A 16022-nucleotide genomic window follows, 5' to 3' on the forward strand; every position below is an offset into this window, starting at 1 on the left:
GCCGCCGTCGCGGCAGATACCGCCGCCGGGAGGCCTTGCGCGGACAAGCCGGCACGGAGGCGCCCCCCGATGGCTTTGAACCCCGTCTCCCTCGACGACAAATACGACCTCGCGCAAGAGCGGGTGTTCGTTTCCGGAACCCAGGCGCTGGTGCGTCTCGCCCTGATGCAGAAGGAGCGGGACCGGCGCGCCGGCCTCGATACGGCCGGTTACGTGACCGGCTATCGCGGCTCGCCGCTGGGCGGCCTCGACCAGCAGTTCCTGCGCGCCGAAAAGGTGCTGAAGGCCAACGACATCAAGTTCCAGTCCGGCCTCAACGAGGACCTGGCGGCGACCGCCCTGTGGGGGGCGCAGCAGGCGGAACTGCGCGGCGAGGGCCGGTTCGACGGGGTGTTCGGGCTCTGGTACGGCAAGGGGCCGGGGGTGGACCGCTCCGGCGACGTGTTCCGCCACGCCAACAATGCCGGCACCTCGCGCCATGGCGGCGTGCTGGCGCTGATGGGAGACGACCACACCTGCGAATCGTCCACCACCGTCCACCAGAGCGAATTCCATTTCGTGGACGTGATGATTCCGGTGCTCAACCCGGCCGGGGTCCAGGAGATCATCGACTACGGCCTCTATGGCTGGGCGCTGTCGCGTTTCTCCGGCGCCTGGGTCGGCCTCAAGGCGGTGAAGGACACCATCGAATCCACCGCCATTGTCGACGGACGCCTGGACCGGGTGGGCATCGTCCACCCCGACGATTTCGCCATGCCGCCCGGCGGCCTCAACATCCGCCTGGGCGACACGCCGGTGGCCCAGGAAGAGCGGGTGCAGGAGTTCAAGCGCGACGCGGTGGTGCATTTCCTGCGGGCCAACAAGCTCAACCGCTTCATCACCTCCGGTGGCCGCCATGCCCGCATCGGCATCGCCACCGTCGGCAAGTCCTATCTCGACGTGCGCCTGGCCCTGGACGAGCTGGGCATCGATGAGGTGCGGGCCAACGATCTCGGCATCCGCATCTGGAAGGTGGGCTGTCCCTGGCCGCTGGAGACGGTGGGGCTGATGGAGTTCGCCCGCGGGCTCGACCTCATCATGGTGGTGGAGGAAAAGCGCTCCCTGATCGAGGTGCAGGTGCGCGAGGAGCTCTATGGCAGCGCCAACCAGCCCGCCTGCATCGGCAAGAAAGACGAGCAGGGCCGCTGGCTATTCCCGGTGAAGGGCGCCCTCGACCCCAACGACATCGCCATCGCCCTCGGCCGGCGGCTGCTGGCCTATGGAACGATCCCCGACATCGCCGCCCGCGTCGCCCGGCTGGAGGAGGCGCAGCAGGCGCTGGCCGCCACCGCCGACGTGGCCACCCGCATCCCCTATTTCTGCTCGGGCTGCCCCCATAACAGCTCCACCAAGGTGCCGCAGGGCATGCGCGCCTATGCCGGCATCGGCTGCCACTACATGGTTCAGTGGATGGACCGGGACACCACCGGCTTCACCCAGATGGGCGGGGAGGGGGCCAACTGGATCGGCGAATCCGCCTTTTCCAAGCGCCCGCATGTGTTCCAGAACCTGGGCGACGGCACCTACAACCATTCCGGATACCTGGCCCTGCGCGCCGCCTGCGCCGCCAAGGTCAATGTCACCTACAAGATCCTGTTCAACGACGCGGTGGCCATGACCGGCGGCCAGCGCCATGACGGCGACCTGACGGTGCCGGTCATCGCCCGGCAGGTGGCGGCGGAGGGCGTGGAGCGGGTGGTGGTGGTCACCGACGAGCCCGGCAAGTACGCCCCCAACACCGCGTGGCCGGCGGGCCTCACCCTCCATCATCGCGACGCGCTGGAGGCGGTCCAGAGGGAGCTGGCCGCCATTCCCGGCGTCACCGTGCTGATCTACGACCAGACCTGCGCCTCGGAGAAGCGGCGGCGCCGCAAGCGCGGCGATTTTCCTGATCCCGACAAGCGCGTCATCATCAACGAGCGGGTGTGCGAGGGCTGCGGCGACTGCGGCGTGAAGTCCAACTGCGTTTCGGTGCAGCCGCTGGAGACCGAGTGGGGCCGCAAGCGCGAGATCGACCAGTCGTCCTGCAACAAGGACTTCTCCTGCGTGAACGGCTTCTGCCCCTCGTTCGTCACCGTGCACGGGGCCAAGCCGAAAAAGGCGGTGGCCGCCGCCGCCGGCGCGGGCGCGTGGCCGGAGCTGCCCGAGCCCATGCGGCCGGAGATCGACGGCACCTATTCCATCATCGCCACCGGGGTGGGGGGCACCGGCGTGGTCACCATCGGCGCCATCCTCGGCATGGCGGCGCACCTGGAGGGCAAGGCCTGCGGCATGATCGACATGGCCGGCCTCGCCCAGAAGGGCGGGGCGGTCTACAGCCACATCCGGCTTGCCAACTGCCCCTCCGATATCACCGCCATCCGGGTGCCGGCGCGCGGCGCCGACGTGGTGCTGGGCGGCGACATCGTGGTCGCGGGCACCAAGAAGGTGCTGGCGGCGGTGAAGCCCGGCGAGACCCTGGTGGTGGTGAACACCCATGAGGTGCTGCCCGGCGACTTCACCCGCAATGCCGACTATTCCCTGCCCACCGCGCGCATCCGGCGCACCATCACCGAGGCGGCGGGCGAGGGCAACACCCACTTCATCGAGGCGACGCGCCTCGCCACCGCCCTGTTCGGCAGCTCCCTGGCGCAGAACATCTTCATGGTGGGCTATGCCTATCAATTCGGGGCCCTGCCGGTGTCGGCGGAGGCGCTGGAGCGGGCGATCGCCCTGAATGGCGAGGCGGTGGCCATGAACACGGCGGCCTTCCAATGGGGCCGCCGCGCCGCCCACGACCCGGCCGCGGTGGAGGCGTTCGTGGCCCCCGAAGGGATGACCGGGGCGGTCAGCGACGCGCGCCGGCTGTCGCAGGGCCTCGACGAGGTGATCGCCCGCCGGGTGGCCGATCTCACCCGCTATCAGGACACCGCCTATGCCGCCCGCTACCAGGCCCTGGTGGCGCGGGCGCGCCGGCGCGAGGCGGAGGCGGCGCCCGGCCGCTCCGGGCTGGCCGAGGCGGTGGCCCGCAACCTGTTCAAGCTGATGGCCTACAAGGACGAGTACGAGGTGGCCCGGCTTTATGCGGACGGGGCCTTCCTGCGCCAGGTGGAGGCCGCCTTCGATGGCGATCTCCGGCTGGAGTTTCATCTTGCCCCGCCGCTGTTCGCACGGCCCGATCCGGTCACCGGCGAACCCCGCAAGCTGCGCTTCGGCCCGTGGATGCTCAAGGCGCTCGGGGTGCTGGCGCGGTTCAAGCGGCTGCGCGGCACGCCGTTCGACCCGTTCGGCCGCACCGCCGAGCGGCGCGCCGAGCGGGCGCTGATCGCCGATTACGAGCGGCTCATGGACGAGGTGCTGTCCCGCTTCGGCCCCGATACCCACGCTTTGGCGGTGGCGCTGGCCTCGATCCCGGAGAAGATCCGCGGCTATGGCCCGGTGAAGGCCCGCCATCTGGCGGCGGCCAAGGCGGAGGAAGCCGACCTGCTCGCCCGCTTCCGCGCCCCGCCGCCCTTGCGGGCGCAGGCGGCGGAATAGGGCGGCGCCCGGGCGGTTCCGGTCGTCGCTCCGGTGGGAAAACACCTTTTCCGGTCCGTTGCGCAATGCGGACGGGGCTGGCGCCGCCGTCGCGCCCCGCCCTCCGCGCGCGGGCCCGGGGGGAGTGGCGGCAAGCCGGCGTGGGCATTGGAAAGTCCGGGCCCGCGGCCTGGCCACACCGCGCGGTGCGCGGCGCGGCGCCCGGCGGGCCCGGCGGCCCGGGCGCCCGGGCCCGGCCGCGAGACGGCCGTTGCGCGGGCCGCCGGCCCGTGCCATGCCGCCGGGCCTGCCGGCCGCCCGAGGGACCGAGGCGCAGGCAGCAGCCATTCGAGGACCACTTCATGAGCACCTCCGACGCGGATCTCCTGCGGCGCCTGATCGCCGAGCGGGCCGAGGACCAGCGGCGTTTCCTGGCCGAGCTGGTCAAGGTGCCGTCTGACAATCCGCCGGGAGACTGCGCCCCCCATGCCGCCCGCGCGGCGGAACTGCTGGAGGGGCTCGGCTTCAGCGTGGAGCGCCACCCGGTGCCGGAGGCGGTGGTGACGGCCGCCGGCATGATCTCCGCCACCAACCTGATCGTCCGCCATCGCTTCGGGGAGGGGCCGACCATCGCCCTCAACGCCCATGGCGACGTGGTGCCGCCCGGCGAGGGCTGGACCCACGACCCCTATGGGGCCGAGGTGGTGGACGGGGTGATGTACGGACGCGGGGTCGCCGTCTCCAAGTCGGATTTCGCCACCTATGCCTTCGCCCTGGACGCGCTGCGGCGCGCGGGCCTGCCGCTGAACGGCACGGTGGAACTGCATCTGACCTATGACGAGGAAATCGGCGGCACCATCGGACCGGGCTGGATCCTGGCCCAGGGGCTCACCCGTCCGGACTACGCCATCGCCGCCGGCTTCAGCTATGCGGTGGTGGTGGCGCACAACGGCTGCCTGCACCTGGAGGTGGAGGTGACGGGCCGCTCGGCCCATGCCGCCATCCCGGCCTCCGGCGTCGATGCGCTGGAGCCGGCCACAGCCATCCTCGCCGCCCTCTACGCCTATCGCGACACCTTGAAGGCCAAGGTGTCCGAGGTCGCGGGCATCGGTGCGCCGCAACTCAATGTCGGGCTCATCGCTGGCGGCATCAACACCAATGTGGTGCCGGATCGCGTCACCTTCCGGCTCGACCGGCGCATCGTGCCGGAGGAGGCCCCCGAGCAGGTGGAAGAAGAGGTGAGGGCGGTGATCGCCGGGGCGGCGGCGGCGTTTCCAAAGGCCGCGGTGGCGGTCCGGCGCATCCTGCTGGCGCGGCCGCTGGTGCCGGGGGAGGGCGCCAGGCGCCTCGCCGAGGTGCTCTGCCGCACCGCTTCCGCCGTGGTGGGGGAGGTGGTGGGTACCACCGGCGTGCCGCTCTACACCGACGCGCGGCTCTATGCGGAAGCGGGGGTGCCGGTGGTGCTCTACGGCGCCGGGCCGCGCACCATCGAGGAGGCCAATGGCCACCGCGCCGACGAGAATCTGCGCCTGTCCGACCTCGACATCGCGACCGAGGTGATCGCGCTGGCGTTGCGCGAGATCCTGGGCTGACTTTGGGGGACTAGACAGGGGAGCGCGTTCCACGGGCGCCCCTGTCCGTGCCCGCCGAGCGAGGGCGGGGGAACTGGCGCGGCGCCGGGCGGCCGTGATGGGCTTCCGTGACGCGGAACGGCCATGCCTCCCGGTGGCTCCCGGCCATCGGGCGTCGGGAGCCGGGGGCGGGCCTCCCGCCCCGCCGATCCGTGCGGCGGAGACCGGAAGAGGCGCGCGGTGCCAGGGCGGCGTGGTCGCGAATTCTGGCGCGCGCGGGATGCCATGACCCTGCGTGGGTGGCGCGCGGCTCCTTTGAAGCACATCAGGTGAAGACGGCAAGGTGATGCGCGGCTGGGCTCATGCCATCGGCCCCGGTCTTCGACCGGTGCCGAGCTTCCACCGGCGCCATGTGGGTCCGCTAAAGTAGGTCCCGCTCAAGCGCCGCGCGGACCTTTGGCATCAGCGCGCGGCCGACACGGCGGCGCGCAGGTGCCGGGCGGCGGCGCGGGGATCGTCCGCCGCGCAGATGGCGGAGATGACGGCGACCCCGTCGGCGCCGGCGCGGATCACGTCGGGGGCGATGGCGGCATCGACGCCGCCGATGCCCACCAGCGGCAGGTGGGTTAATGCCCGGATCGCCGCGATGCCCGCCGCGCCGATGGCGGCCCCGGCGTCCGCCTTGCTGGCGGTGGCCTTGACCGGGCCGACGCCGAGATAGTCGATGCCGGTGAGATCGGACGCGGCATACTCGGCCGGGCTGCCCACCGACAGGCCGAGGATGCGCCCGGGACCGAGAAGGCCGCGCGCGTCGGCGGGGGCCATGTCGTCCTGGCCCAGGTGCACGCCGTCGGCGTCGGCCGCGACCGCCACGTCCACCCGGTCGTTGACGATGAGCGGAATGCCGAGGGGCGCGAGCAGGGCTTTCAACGCCCGTGCCTGTTCTACCAACGCGCGGCCGTGGGCGTCGGGATCGCGCAGCTGCACCAGCGTGGCGCCGCCCGCCACCGCCGCCGCCACGGTCGCCGCGAGGCCGCGCGCCGCGGTCAGGCGCGGGTCGGTGACGAGGTAAAGCGTGAGGTCGAAGGCGATGGCCATGTGGGGGAACCCGGTGCGCGTGAGGAAGCCGAGGCCTCAGGATGAAGGGCATTCACGCCCCCGTCCCAGGGCTCCAGTGGTACCGCCGCCGGCCCCTGGTGTCCAACGCCCGGCGGACCGGCGCGTTCGCCACGCGTGCGTGGGCATCGGGAGCAAGCCGGTGTCGCCGGCTGGCGACGGCTGGGTTCAGCGCCCCGCCGCGGCGAGGGCGGCGGGGCGGGGGCCGCCGGTGGCCCAGTCGAGAAGCTCGACGGTGTGCACCACCGGCACGGGGGTGCCGCTGGCGATCTGGGTGAGGCAGCCGATGTTGCCAGCGGCGATGATGTCTGGCCGGAGCGCCTCCAGGGTGGCGACCTTGCGGCCCTTCAGGGCGTCCGCCAGGGGGCCTTGCAGGATGTTGTAGGTGCCGGCGGAGCCGCAGCACAGGTGCGGGTCGAACGGCTCCACCACCTCGAAGCCGGCCCGGCGCAACAGCTCCGGCGGCGGCGCCTTCACCTTCTGCCCATGCTGGAGCGAGCAGGCGGAATGATAGGCCACGCGCGCGCCGGTTCCCGCCGGGCTGGGCAGGTCCAGGGTGGCGAGGAACTCGCTGATGTCCCGGACGCGTCCGGCGACCCGGCTGGCGGCATCGGCATAGGTGGGGTCGTGCCGCAGCAGGTGGCCGTAATCCTTCAGCGTGGTGCCGCAGCCGGAGGCGGTGACGAGGATGGCGTCGAGCCCGGCGCCCTCCAGTTCCCGCATGCAGGCGTCCACGGTGGCGCGGGCGAAGCCGAGCGCCTCCCGTTCGCGCCCCATGTGGTGCACCAACGCGCCGCAGCAGGTCGGGCCGGCGAGCCGCACCACCTCCACCCCGAGCCGGTTCAGCAGGCGGGTGGCGGCGGCGTCGATGCCGGGCTGGAGCACCTGCTGGGCGCAGCCGCCGAGCAGGGCCACCCGCGCCCGGCGCGGACCCGGCGGCATGTGAGTGCCGGCGGCGGGGGCCGGCCGGGGGACTGTGCGGGGCGCGAGGCGCAGCATGGCGGCGAGTGGCTTCAACGCGCCGCGATCGAGCCGGCCGGCCAGCGGGCGCAGGAGCGCCGCCGCCTTGAGGGCCAGGCGGAAGCGGGACGGATAGGGCAGCACGCGGGCGAGCAGGGCGCGGATGAGCCGGTCGGGCAGGGGCCGGGCGTAGGTTGCCTCCACGTGGGCGCGGGCGTGGTCCACCAGATGCATGTAGTGCACCCCGGACGGGCAGGTGGTCATGCAGGACAGGCAGGACAGGCAGCGGTCGATGGGCTCGACCTCCTCCCGTGTTGCCGGGCGGGCGTTCTCGAGCATGTCCTTGATGAGGTAGATGCGCCCGCGCGGGCTGTCGCGTTCGTCGCCGGTCAGCACATAGGTGGGACAGGTGGCGGTGCAGAAGCCGCAATGCACGCACGCCCGCAGGATCTTGTCTGCCTCGGCGATGGCCGGGTCGGCGAGCTGGGCGGGAGAGAAGTGGGTCTGCATGGCTCAGCGTCCGGGACCGGTCGGGGGCGATGGGGCGTGGCGGCGCGGCATGTCAGATGTCCGCGTGCATGCGGCCGGGGTTGAGCACGCCGGCGGGGTCGAAACTCGCCTTCACCCGCCGGGTCAGCGCCGCCAGGGCCGGGGGCAGTGGCTGGAACACCGGCGCGGCGGCGCGCTCGGCCACGCTGGCGCGCAGGAGGGTGGCGTGGCCGCCATGGGGGGCGAGCGCCGCGCGCACCGCCTCGGCCCGCGCGGCCTCTCCCGGCAGCGCCAGCCAGATCAGGCCGCCGGCCCAGTCGCAATAGGCTTCGCCGCCGAGCGTCCGGGCGAGCTGCGCCGCCAGCGGCGGCCCGGCCATGGGGGCGGTGGAGAGGCGCCACACCACGGCGTGTCTGGGGGCCGCGAACGGGCGTGCGTCGCGCACCTCCCGCCAGAGTGGGGCGGAGGCGCCGGCCTCCAGCACCGGGCCGGCGCCGAACGGGGCGAGCGCCTGGAGCAGCAGGGCGCGCCGCGCCAGCACCGAGGGGCGAACCCCTTCCAGCCGGAGCAGCACCGCGTCCCCGGCGGGAAGGCTGGGCAGTCGCGCGGCGACCGGGGCGGGCACATAAGCGGCGCCGGAGACCTCGCACGGCGCGCCCATGGCGGCGGCGAGCGCCGCCCCGGCCCGCTCCGCCGCCACACCGGGCACCACCAGCGTCTCTTCCGTCTCCGGCCGCGGCAGCACCTTGAGGGTGATCTCGGTGAGCACGCCGAGGGTGCCGAAGGCGCCGGCATTGAGGCGCGGCAGGTCGTAGCCGGTGACGTTCTTCACCACCCGCCCGCCCGCCTTGAACGCTTCGCCCCGCCCCGACACGGCGCGCATGCCGAGCACATGGTCGCGCGCCGCGCCGGCGCTGAGGCGGCGGGGACCGGACAGGTTCACCGCCAGCAGCCCGCCCAGGGTGCCGCCGCCGGCCTCGCCCGGCGCCGGGCCGCCCAGCAGGGGGGCGGTATCCATGGGCTCGAACGCCAGCATCTGGCCATGCTCCGCCAGCAGCGCCTCGATGTCGCGCCGGGGCGTGCCGCAGCGGGCGGACAGCACCAGCTCTTCCGGCTCGTAGAGGGTGACGCCGCAGAGCGCGCCGACGCTCAGCACCGCGTCGGCCACGGCGGGCCGGCCGAGGCCGCGCCGGCTGCCGGCGCCGACGATCTCAAGGGTGCGCCGCGCGGCGCAGGCCGCGGCGACGATGTCCGCCACCTCCTGTTCGTCGCGGGCGGCAAGGGGTTCGCTCATGGGTCGGCCGTCCGGCGTCAGAAGCGTGGCAGGTCGGGGAAGGGCAGGGCACCACCGCTCACATGCATCGCGCCCATCTCGGCGCAGCGGTGGAGGGTGGGGAAGACCTTGCCCGGGTTCAGCAGGGTCTCGGGATCGAACGCGCACTTGAGGCGCTGCTGCTGGGCGAGGTCCACGGGGGCGAACATCTCCGGCATCAGGTCGCGTTTCTCCACCCCCACGCCGTGCTCGCCGGTGAGGACGCCGCCCACCTCCACGCACAGGCGCAGGATGTCGGCGCCGAAGGCCTCCGCCGCCGCCAGCTCGCCCGGTGCGTTGGCGTCATAGAGGATGAGCGGGTGCAGGTTGCCGTCGCCGGCATGGAACACGTTGGCCACGCGCAGCCCGTGCCGCCGCGACAGCTCGCGCATGCGCGCCAGCACCACCGGCAGGTGGCGGCGCGGGATGGTGCCGTCCATGCACAGGTAGTCGGGGGAGATGCGCCCCACCGCCGGGAATGCCGCCTTGCGCCCGGCCCAGAAGCCGAGCCGCTCGGCCTCGCTCTGCGACACCCGCAGGGTGGTGGCGCCGCAGGCTTGCGCGAGGCCCGTCACCGCCTCCAGCAGGTGGGCGCATTCGGCTTCCGGTCCGTCCAGCTCGACGATGAGCAGGGCTTCCACGTCCAGCGGATAGCCGACGTTGACGAACGCCTCGGCGGCGGCGATGGCGTCCTTGTCCATCATCTCGATGCCGGCGGGGATGATGCCGGCGCCGATGATCCGGGCCACGCAGTCGCCGGCGCTTTCGCAGGTGGGAAAGCCCAGCAGCACGGCGCGGGCGGTGTCCGGCCGTCGCAGCAGCCGCACCGTGACTTCCGTCACCACCCCGAGCAGGCCCTCCGAGCCGATGATCACGGAGAGCAGGTCGAGGCCGCCGGCGTCCAGGTGCTTGCCGCCCAGGCGCACCACCTCGCCGGTGACCAACACCAGCTCGGCGCCCAGCACGTTGTTGGTGGTGAGGCCGTATTTCAGGCAGTGCACGCCGCCGGAATTCTCCGCCACGTTGCCGCCGATGGTGCAGGCGATCTGCGACGAGGGGTCGGGTGCGTAATAGAAGCCCAGGTGCTCCACCGCCTTGGTGATGGCGAGGTTGGTCACCCCCGGCTCCACCACCGCGCAGCGGTTGGCGATGTCGATCTCGCGGATGCGGGTGAGCTTGCCCAGGCCGAGCAGCACCCCGTCCGCCAGCGGCAGCGCCCCGCCCGAGAGCGAGGTTCCCGCCCCGCGCGGCACCACGCGGATGCGGTTGTCGTGGCAATATTTCAGCACCGCCGCCACCTCGGCGGTGGTCGCCGGCAGCACCACCACCAGGGGAAGCTGGGCGTGGGCGGTGAGGGCGTCGGATTCGAACGGCCGCATGGCGCGCGGGTGGTCGATCACCGCCCCCGCGCCCACCAGCCGCCCGAGATCGGCGACGATGGCGGCGCGATTGCCCAGGACGCGCGCGTCCGGCTCCGGCATGGCAAGGCGTGAGGCGTGGGCCGGCGCGGCCATGAGACGTTTCCCCAACCCGATGTTTGGACGAAGTATAAACGGTCCGCGACGAAAAGCCGTCGCCGATTGTTGCCGCCAGGGATAAAGTGAGTTCCGAAACCGGACCTCCCCTTCGCCCCCCCCGATGCCTGCCCGATGATCGACAGCCTCGCCGACCTCGAACTGTTCGCCCGCATCGTCACCGCCGGCAGCCTTTCGGCGGCGGGACGGGAGCTGGGGCTGTCGCCGCCGGTGGTGTCGAAGCGGGTGCAGCGGCTGGAGGAACAGCTCGGCGCCCGCCTGTTCCAGCGCACCACCCGCAAGGTGACGCTGACCGAGGCCGGGGAGGGCTTCCATGAGCGGGTGGTGGCCATCCTCGCCGCCGTCGAGGAGGCCGAGAGCCAGCTCGCCCATGGCTCGGGCGCGGCCCGCGGCCTGCTCAAGGTGTCCGCGCCCACCTCGTTCGGGCGCATGCACATCGCCCCCCACATCGGCCCGCTGCTCCAGGCCAATCCCGGCCTGAGCATCGACCTGGAGCTGACCGACGCCTTCGTGGACATCGTCGGCGCCGGCTTCGATCTCGCCATCCGCATCGCCGATCTGGATGATTCCAGCCTGGTGGCCCGACGTCTCGCCCCGGTGCACCGGGTGCTGTGCGCCACCCCCGACTATCTCGCCCGCGCGGGGACGCCCACACGCATCGCCGATCTTGCGAACCATGTGCTGCTGGCCACCCACGGCCAGGACCCGTGGCGGCTGGAGGGCCCCGAGGGGCCGGTGACGCTGCGCATCCAGGCGCCGTTGCGCACCAATTCCAATGAGGTGGTGCGCGCCGCCGTGCTCGCCCACGTGGGCATCGCCCTGCGCTCCACCTGGGACGTGGGGCCGGAGCTGCGGGCGGGCGCGCTCCAGGTGGTGCTGCCGCGCTGGCGCGCCTCGCACCGGGTGGGGGTGTTCGCGGTCTATCCCTCGCGCCGCTTCCTGCCGCTCAAGGTGCGCCTGTTCATCGACCATCTGGCGGCCCGCTACGGCCCGGTGCCGGCCTGGGACGCGGGGCTGGATCATCTGTTCGGCGGCGCAGCATCGAAAGCCGGCGAGAGGGCGTGAAATCGGGTTGGCCGGGCCGGGGCGGTCGGCCATAAGGGGGCGGTCCGCCTCCCTGACCAGCGTCGCTGCGCCCCATGCCTCGTTCCGATCCTCCCCCGACCACCCTCACCTTCGCCGGCTGTCTCGATGGCGCGCGCACCATTTTTCCGCTGATGCCGGGGCTGATGGTGTTCGCCATGGCGTTCGGCGCCGCCGCCGCCCAGAAGGGCCTGAGCCTTGGCGAGGCCGCCCTGTTCAGTGGCCTGGTGTTCGCGGGCCTGGCGCAGATGGTGGCGCTGGAAGGCTGGTCCAGCCACTGGAGCGCGGCCTCGCTGCTGGCGCTCGGCTTCCTCACCCTCACCGTGAACATGCGCCATGTGCTGATGGCGGCGTCGCTGCGGCCCTGGTTCGCGCCGCTGCCGGCGTGGCAATCCTATCCGGCGCTGGCGCTGCTGGCCGACAACAACTGGGCCCTGGCCATGCGCTACCACGGCCAGGGCGGCCGCGACGCCGGCTATTTCATCGGCTCGGGGGTGGTCACCTGGCTCATCTGGGTGGTGGGCACCATGGCTGGCCACGTGGTGGGCGGCGGCATCCCCGATCCCAAGGCGGTGGGGGTCGATCTGGTGGTGCCGGCGTTCTTCATCGCCATGCTGCTGCCCAACTGGCGCGGCCGGCGCGAGGCGGTGGGCTGGGGCGTGGCGGCCTTGGTCGCCATGCTGGCCTCGTTCCTGCTGCCGGGCTGGTGGTTCATCGTCATCGGCGCCCTGGCCGGGGCGCTCGCCGGGGGCTTCACCGATGAGCGTTGATGCCGGAACCCTGGCCGCCATCGGCATCATGGCCATCGCCACCCTGTTCAACCGCACCGCCGGCTTCTTCCTGATGCGGCTGATCCCGGTCACGCCCCGGGTGCGCAAGGTGCTGGACTGCCTGCCGGGCGCGGTGCTGGTGGCGCTGCTGGCGCCGGGCGCGGTGCATGGCGACAAGGGCATGATCGCCGGGCTGGTGGCGGCGCTGCTGGCAGCCCGCTTCCTGCGCAGTGACATCGCCGCGGTGGTGGCGGCCATGGCGGCGGCGGCGGCGGTGCGGGCCTTCCTGCCCTGATACCAAAGGCCCATGAGCCTCACTCATCGGCCTTTGGTCAAGCCCGCGCGGCGGTTGAGCGGACCTGGTTGGCACCGGTCGAAGACTGGGGCCGACGGTATGTGTCCGGTCCCGGACCGGCCCGCACTTCCGTAACGTGAAGCAAGAAGGCCGCGTCCCCTCCGGGGGCCCGGCCTTCTGTCGTCGCGTTCGGGCGGCCGCGCGGCGGCCGCGCGGCCGCCGGCGGGGTTCTTCGGCGCTCACATGGCCTTCTGGCCGGTGGCGGTGGCGGCGCGCTCGCTGGGGCCGGGCCCCGGGGCCGTCGGGGCCGTGGCCTGCGAGGCCGGCGTCAGCGCGGGGGCGGCGGGCTTGGGCTTGGGCTTCGGGCGCGCCTTCAGCGCCTGGACCGAGGCCACCACCTCGGAATGCAGCACCGGCGACTTCTCGATGTTGAAGTGATCGATGGCCGCCATGGCGTCCAGGTTGCGGTTGAACAGGTTGCCGCGAAAGCCGGGACCAGCGGTGAGGCGCTTTCCGTAGCCGTTGTTGGACTGGTAGTAATTGACGAACTTGCCGGCGGCCGGGCCCACGGTGCTGACGCCCACGGGATCGAAGGTGATGACCAGCCGAGCCGGGGTGCCCAGGGCGGTGAGCCGCTCGGCGGCCTCGATGGCGGCGTCGGCGCCCAGCGAATGGCCGACGATGATGATGGGCGAGCCCCGCTCGGAGCGGCTGACCGCGGAGGCCTGGTCGGCCAGCTGCTGCCACTGGCCGTATTCATACACCACTGCGGGGATGCCGCGGGCGTTGAGCTTCGCCGCCAGATCGTCCAGACCGTAGGAGAAGACGTTGGCGAGCCCGCGCATCAGGTAGACATGCGGCGTGCCCTGCGCGGCGGCGGGTCGTCCGGCGGAGATCAAAAACAGCGCTGCGAACAGCGCCATGGCGAAGCGCAACCTCAACGTCATTTGGGCACCATGGATCGTGATCGGTCGAGTTCTGCCGCCAATTTGCCCGCGCGGCAACCTAAGTTTGGTTAACGGCCGCAACAGTTCGCGGGCCGCGTCGTTCATACCAAAGGCTTGTGAGCTTTGCCCATGGGCTTTGGTCAAGCCCGCGCGGCGCTTGAGCGGACCCTCTTGGCGCCGGTCGAAGACCGGGGCCGATGGTATCATGCGCCCGGCGCAGGCGTGCGCTCACCCGATCGGGGGAGGCGGTGGGGCCGGCTCAGCCCGCCGCCCCCACCAGCAGCACATGCAGGCTGCGCGGCCCGTGGGCGCCCAGCAACAGGGTCTGCTCGATGTCGGCGGAGCGGGAGGGGCCGGTGATCCAGTTCACCGTGCGCGGCAGGGTGCCGGGGCCGAACGCGGCGCGGATCCGCCCCCAGGCGGCCTCGTAGTCGCCGGTCACATCGGCGGCGTCCACCACCACCAGGTGATGATCGGGCAGGAAGTTCAGGGTGGTGGGGTTGTCGGCTCCCGACAGCAGCACCAGCGTGCCCGATTCGGCGATGCCGGCGAAGGCGTGGGACAGGCCGACCAGCTGGCGCCCGTCGGAGGCGCCGATCCAGATGTCGAGCTGGGGCTCGCGCTCCCACGGCAGGCTGGCGAGGCGCGGGTCGGCCCCGCGCAGCAGGGTCGCCGGCAGGTTGCGGGCGCGCAGGTAGGTGGCGATGGCGCCGGGGACCTCGTCGCGCGAGGGCAGGTGGTCGAGGCTGGCGGCCGCCGCCAGCACCATGTCCTTGAACAACTCCAGCCGCTCCGCCGGTGGCAGCTGGGCGCGGGCCGGCACCACGCCGGCGGGATGGGCGGCGAGCCGGCCCGCCACCTCCTGGCGGCGGGGCGCCTCCTTCGAGGTGACGCCGAGCGCGCGGCGCACGGAGGCAAGAACGGTGTCGCGGGAGCTGGTCATCGCGGGGTGCTCCGGTTCGCGGCGGCGCGGGCGCGCCACTGGGCCTGGAAGGTGTCGCCCGCGGGGACGGGGAAGTCGCGGTGCCGGGTCCAGCCGCCGGCCAGCGGCAGGCTGGAAAAGCGGCCCCTGCCGCGGCCGGCCAGGGCCAGCGCGGCCATGGCAAGCCGGGTCGCCGGCCGGTAGAGCCAGCCGCGGGTGGCCAGGAACGCCCACAGCTTCAGCCCGTAGCGCTGCGGCGCGGGGGTGAGGTGGCGCTCGAACTCCTTCTCCCGCCAGTGGCGCATGAGCTTGGGCAGCGGGATGCGCACCGGGCACACCTCCTCGCAGCGGCCGCAGAAGGTGGAGGCATTGGGCAGGTTGGCGCCCTTCTCCACGCCGATCAGCGACGGCGTGAGTACCGACCCCATGGGGCCGGGGTAGACCCAGCCGTACGCATGGCCGCCGATGGCGTGATAGACCGGACAATGATTCATGCAGGCGCCGCAGCGGATGCAGCGCAGCATGTCCCTGAGCTCGCCCTGGAGCATGGCGGAGCGGCCGTTGTCCAAAATCACCACATGGTATTCGCCCGGCCCGTCGGGATCGTCGGCGCGGCGCGGGCCGGTGGAAAACGAGGTGTAGACGCTCATCTCCTGCCCGGTGGCGGAGCGGGCCAGCACGCGCAGCAGCTGGGCGGCATCCTCCAGGGTGGGCACCAGCTTTTCCAGCGAGGCCAGCACGATATGGGCCTTGGGCAGGGTCTGGGTGAGGTCGCCGTTGCCCTCGTTGGTGACCAGCACCGAGGTGCCGGTTTCCGCAATCAGGAAGTTGGCGCCGGTGATGCCCACGTCTGCGGCCAGGAACTTCTGGCGCAGCTCGCCGCGCGCCTCGGCCAGCAGGGAGGTCGGCTCGCTCAGGTCGCGATCGGCCGGCAGGTCGGTATGCACCCGGCGAAAGTCGGCTTCCACCTGGCGCTTGTTGAGGTGGATGGCGGGGGCGATGATGTGCGAGGGGTGCTCGCCCCGGATCTGGATGAGATATTCGCCGAGATCGGTCTCGACCGGCAGGATGCCTTCGCCTTCCAGGTGGTCGTTGAGGCCGATCTCTTCCGAGATCATGCTCTTGCCCTTGGTCACGGTGCGCGCGCCGAGGCGCCGGCAGATGCCGGTGACGATGGCGCGGGCGTCGGCCGCGTCCACGGCGAAATGCACCTGGCCGCCGGCGGCGCGCACCTTCTCCTCGAACCGCTCCAGATAGAGGTCGAGATGGGCGAGGGTGTGGGTCTTGATGTCCCGGGCGCTGTCGCGCAGGTCTTCGAATTCCGGCAGCTTGTCGGCGGCGGCGCGGCGCTTGCCGATGAAGCCGGGGCCGACCTTGGCCAGGGCCTCCTGGAGCTGGGCATCGCGCAGCGCGGCGGCGGCGTTGTCCTTGAGGTGGGGCGAGGTGATGGCGACGGTCATGGCCTGTGTCCTCCTGGCCTCGGCCCGG

General features: G+C 72.4%; 12 protein-coding genes. 5 read left to right on the plus strand and 7 right to left on the minus strand.

Going from position 1 to position 16022, the window contains the following annotated elements; genetic code table 11:
- Positions 1–69: 69 nt before the first annotated feature.
- Positions 70–3555, plus strand: coding sequence for an indolepyruvate ferredoxin oxidoreductase family protein (locus tag V5F53_RS18610; protein ID WP_393998520.1), 3486 nt, complete (start codon positions 70–72; stop codon positions 3553–3555).
- A 341-nt stretch (positions 3556–3896) separates the two neighbouring features.
- Entirely contained in the window at positions 3897–5126 is a 1230-nt protein-coding gene (locus V5F53_RS18615; RefSeq protein WP_393998637.1) for a M20/M25/M40 family metallo-hydrolase, read from the plus strand.
- Positions 5127–5567: 441 nt separating this feature from the next.
- On the opposite strand, the gene thiE is transcribed toward V5F53_RS18615, so the two are convergent.
- The 4 genes from thiE to V5F53_RS18635 all read right to left on the minus strand — a co-directional run bounded on the left by thiE (position 5568) and on the right by V5F53_RS18635 (position 10496).
- A complete protein-coding gene (gene thiE / locus V5F53_RS18620; protein WP_393998638.1) occupies positions 5568–6203 on the minus strand; it encodes a thiamine phosphate synthase in 636 nt (211 codons plus the stop codon).
- Between the two features lie 186 nt (positions 6204–6389).
- The gene (gene glcF / locus V5F53_RS18625) at positions 6390–7691 is read right to left on the minus strand and encodes a glycolate oxidase subunit GlcF (RefSeq protein WP_393998639.1); all 1302 of its coding nucleotides are present in this window, start codon (positions 7689–7691) and stop codon (positions 6390–6392) included.
- 52 nt (positions 7692–7743) lie between these two features.
- On the minus strand, positions 7744–8964 hold the full coding sequence (gene glcE, locus V5F53_RS18630; protein ID WP_393998640.1) for a glycolate oxidase subunit GlcE: 1221 nt from the start codon (positions 8962–8964) through the stop codon (positions 7744–7746).
- Between the two features lie 17 nt (positions 8965–8981).
- The gene (locus tag V5F53_RS18635; RefSeq protein WP_393998641.1) at positions 8982–10496 is read right to left on the minus strand and encodes an FAD-linked oxidase C-terminal domain-containing protein; all 1515 of its coding nucleotides are present in this window, start codon (positions 10494–10496) and stop codon (positions 8982–8984) included.
- Between the two features lie 135 nt (positions 10497–10631).
- Between V5F53_RS18635 and V5F53_RS18640 the strand changes: the two genes are divergently transcribed.
- From V5F53_RS18640 to V5F53_RS18650, 3 genes are all read left to right on the plus strand, one after another.
- Positions 10632–11582, plus strand: a complete 951-nt coding sequence (locus V5F53_RS18640; RefSeq protein ID WP_393998642.1) for a LysR family transcriptional regulator — start codon at positions 10632–10634, stop codon at positions 11580–11582.
- Positions 11583–11656: 74 nt separating this feature from the next.
- Positions 11657–12370 (plus strand): AzlC family ABC transporter permease, encoded by a 714-nt coding sequence (locus tag V5F53_RS18645; RefSeq protein WP_393998643.1) that lies wholly within the window; start codon positions 11657–11659, stop codon positions 12368–12370.
- Positions 12360–12665: a branched-chain amino acid transport AzlD family protein gene (locus V5F53_RS18650; RefSeq protein WP_393998644.1), complete on the plus strand. Its 306-nt coding sequence runs from the start codon at positions 12360–12362 to the stop codon at positions 12663–12665. Before V5F53_RS18645 ends, V5F53_RS18650 begins: the two co-directional genes overlap by 11 nt.
- Before the next feature lie 239 nt (positions 12666–12904).
- On the opposite strand, the gene V5F53_RS18655 is transcribed toward V5F53_RS18650, so the two are convergent.
- From V5F53_RS18655 to V5F53_RS18665, 3 genes are all read right to left on the minus strand, one after another.
- Positions 12905–13612 carry a lipase family protein gene (locus V5F53_RS18655; protein WP_393998645.1) on the minus strand — a complete coding sequence of 236 codons (708 nt, stop codon included), beginning with the start codon at positions 13610–13612 and terminating at the stop codon, positions 12905–12907.
- 259 nt (positions 13613–13871) lie between these two features.
- Positions 13872–14555, minus strand: a complete 684-nt coding sequence (locus tag V5F53_RS18660) for a LutC/YkgG family protein (protein WP_393998646.1) — start codon at positions 14553–14555, stop codon at positions 13872–13874.
- Entirely contained in the window at positions 14552–15994 is a 1443-nt protein-coding gene (locus V5F53_RS18665) for a LutB/LldF family L-lactate oxidation iron-sulfur protein (protein WP_393998647.1), read from the minus strand. The genes V5F53_RS18660 and V5F53_RS18665 overlap by 4 nt, the downstream gene beginning before the upstream one ends.
- Between the last annotated feature and the right edge of the window lie 28 nt (positions 15995–16022).

It is taken from the genome of Xanthobacter cornucopiae (assembly GCF_043195065.2).
GTDB lineage: Bacteria > Pseudomonadota > Alphaproteobacteria > Rhizobiales > Xanthobacteraceae > Xanthobacter.

Coding starts and splice junctions, on each gene's coding strand:
- V5F53_RS18645 (WP_393998643.1), top strand. CDS start 11,657: ATGCCTCGTTCCGATCCTCCCCCGACCACCCTCACCTTCGCCGGCTGT.
- V5F53_RS18640 (WP_393998642.1), top strand. CDS start 10,632: ATGATCGACAGCCTCGCCGACCTCGAACTGTTCGCCCGCATCGTCACC.
- V5F53_RS18635 (WP_393998641.1), bottom strand. CDS start 10,496: ATGGCCGCGCCGGCCCACGCCTCACGCCTTGCCATGCCGGAGCCGGAC.
- glcE (WP_393998640.1), bottom strand. CDS start 8,964: ATGAGCGAACCCCTTGCCGCCCGCGACGAACAGGAGGTGGCGGACATC.
- V5F53_RS18610 (WP_393998520.1), top strand. CDS start 70: ATGGCTTTGAACCCCGTCTCCCTCGACGACAAATACGACCTCGCGCAA.
- V5F53_RS18665 (WP_393998647.1), bottom strand. CDS start 15,994: ATGACCGTCGCCATCACCTCGCCCCACCTCAAGGACAACGCCGCCGCC.
- glcF (WP_393998639.1), bottom strand. CDS start 7,691: ATGCAGACCCACTTCTCTCCCGCCCAGCTCGCCGACCCGGCCATCGCC.
- V5F53_RS18655 (WP_393998645.1), bottom strand. CDS start 13,612: ATGACGTTGAGGTTGCGCTTCGCCATGGCGCTGTTCGCAGCGCTGTTT.
- thiE (WP_393998638.1), bottom strand. CDS start 6,203: ATGGCCATCGCCTTCGACCTCACGCTTTACCTCGTCACCGACCCGCGC.
- V5F53_RS18650 (WP_393998644.1), top strand. CDS start 12,360: ATGAGCGTTGATGCCGGAACCCTGGCCGCCATCGGCATCATGGCCATC.
- V5F53_RS18660 (WP_393998646.1), bottom strand. CDS start 14,555: ATGACCAGCTCCCGCGACACCGTTCTTGCCTCCGTGCGCCGCGCGCTC.
- V5F53_RS18615 (WP_393998637.1), top strand. CDS start 3,897: ATGAGCACCTCCGACGCGGATCTCCTGCGGCGCCTGATCGCCGAGCGG.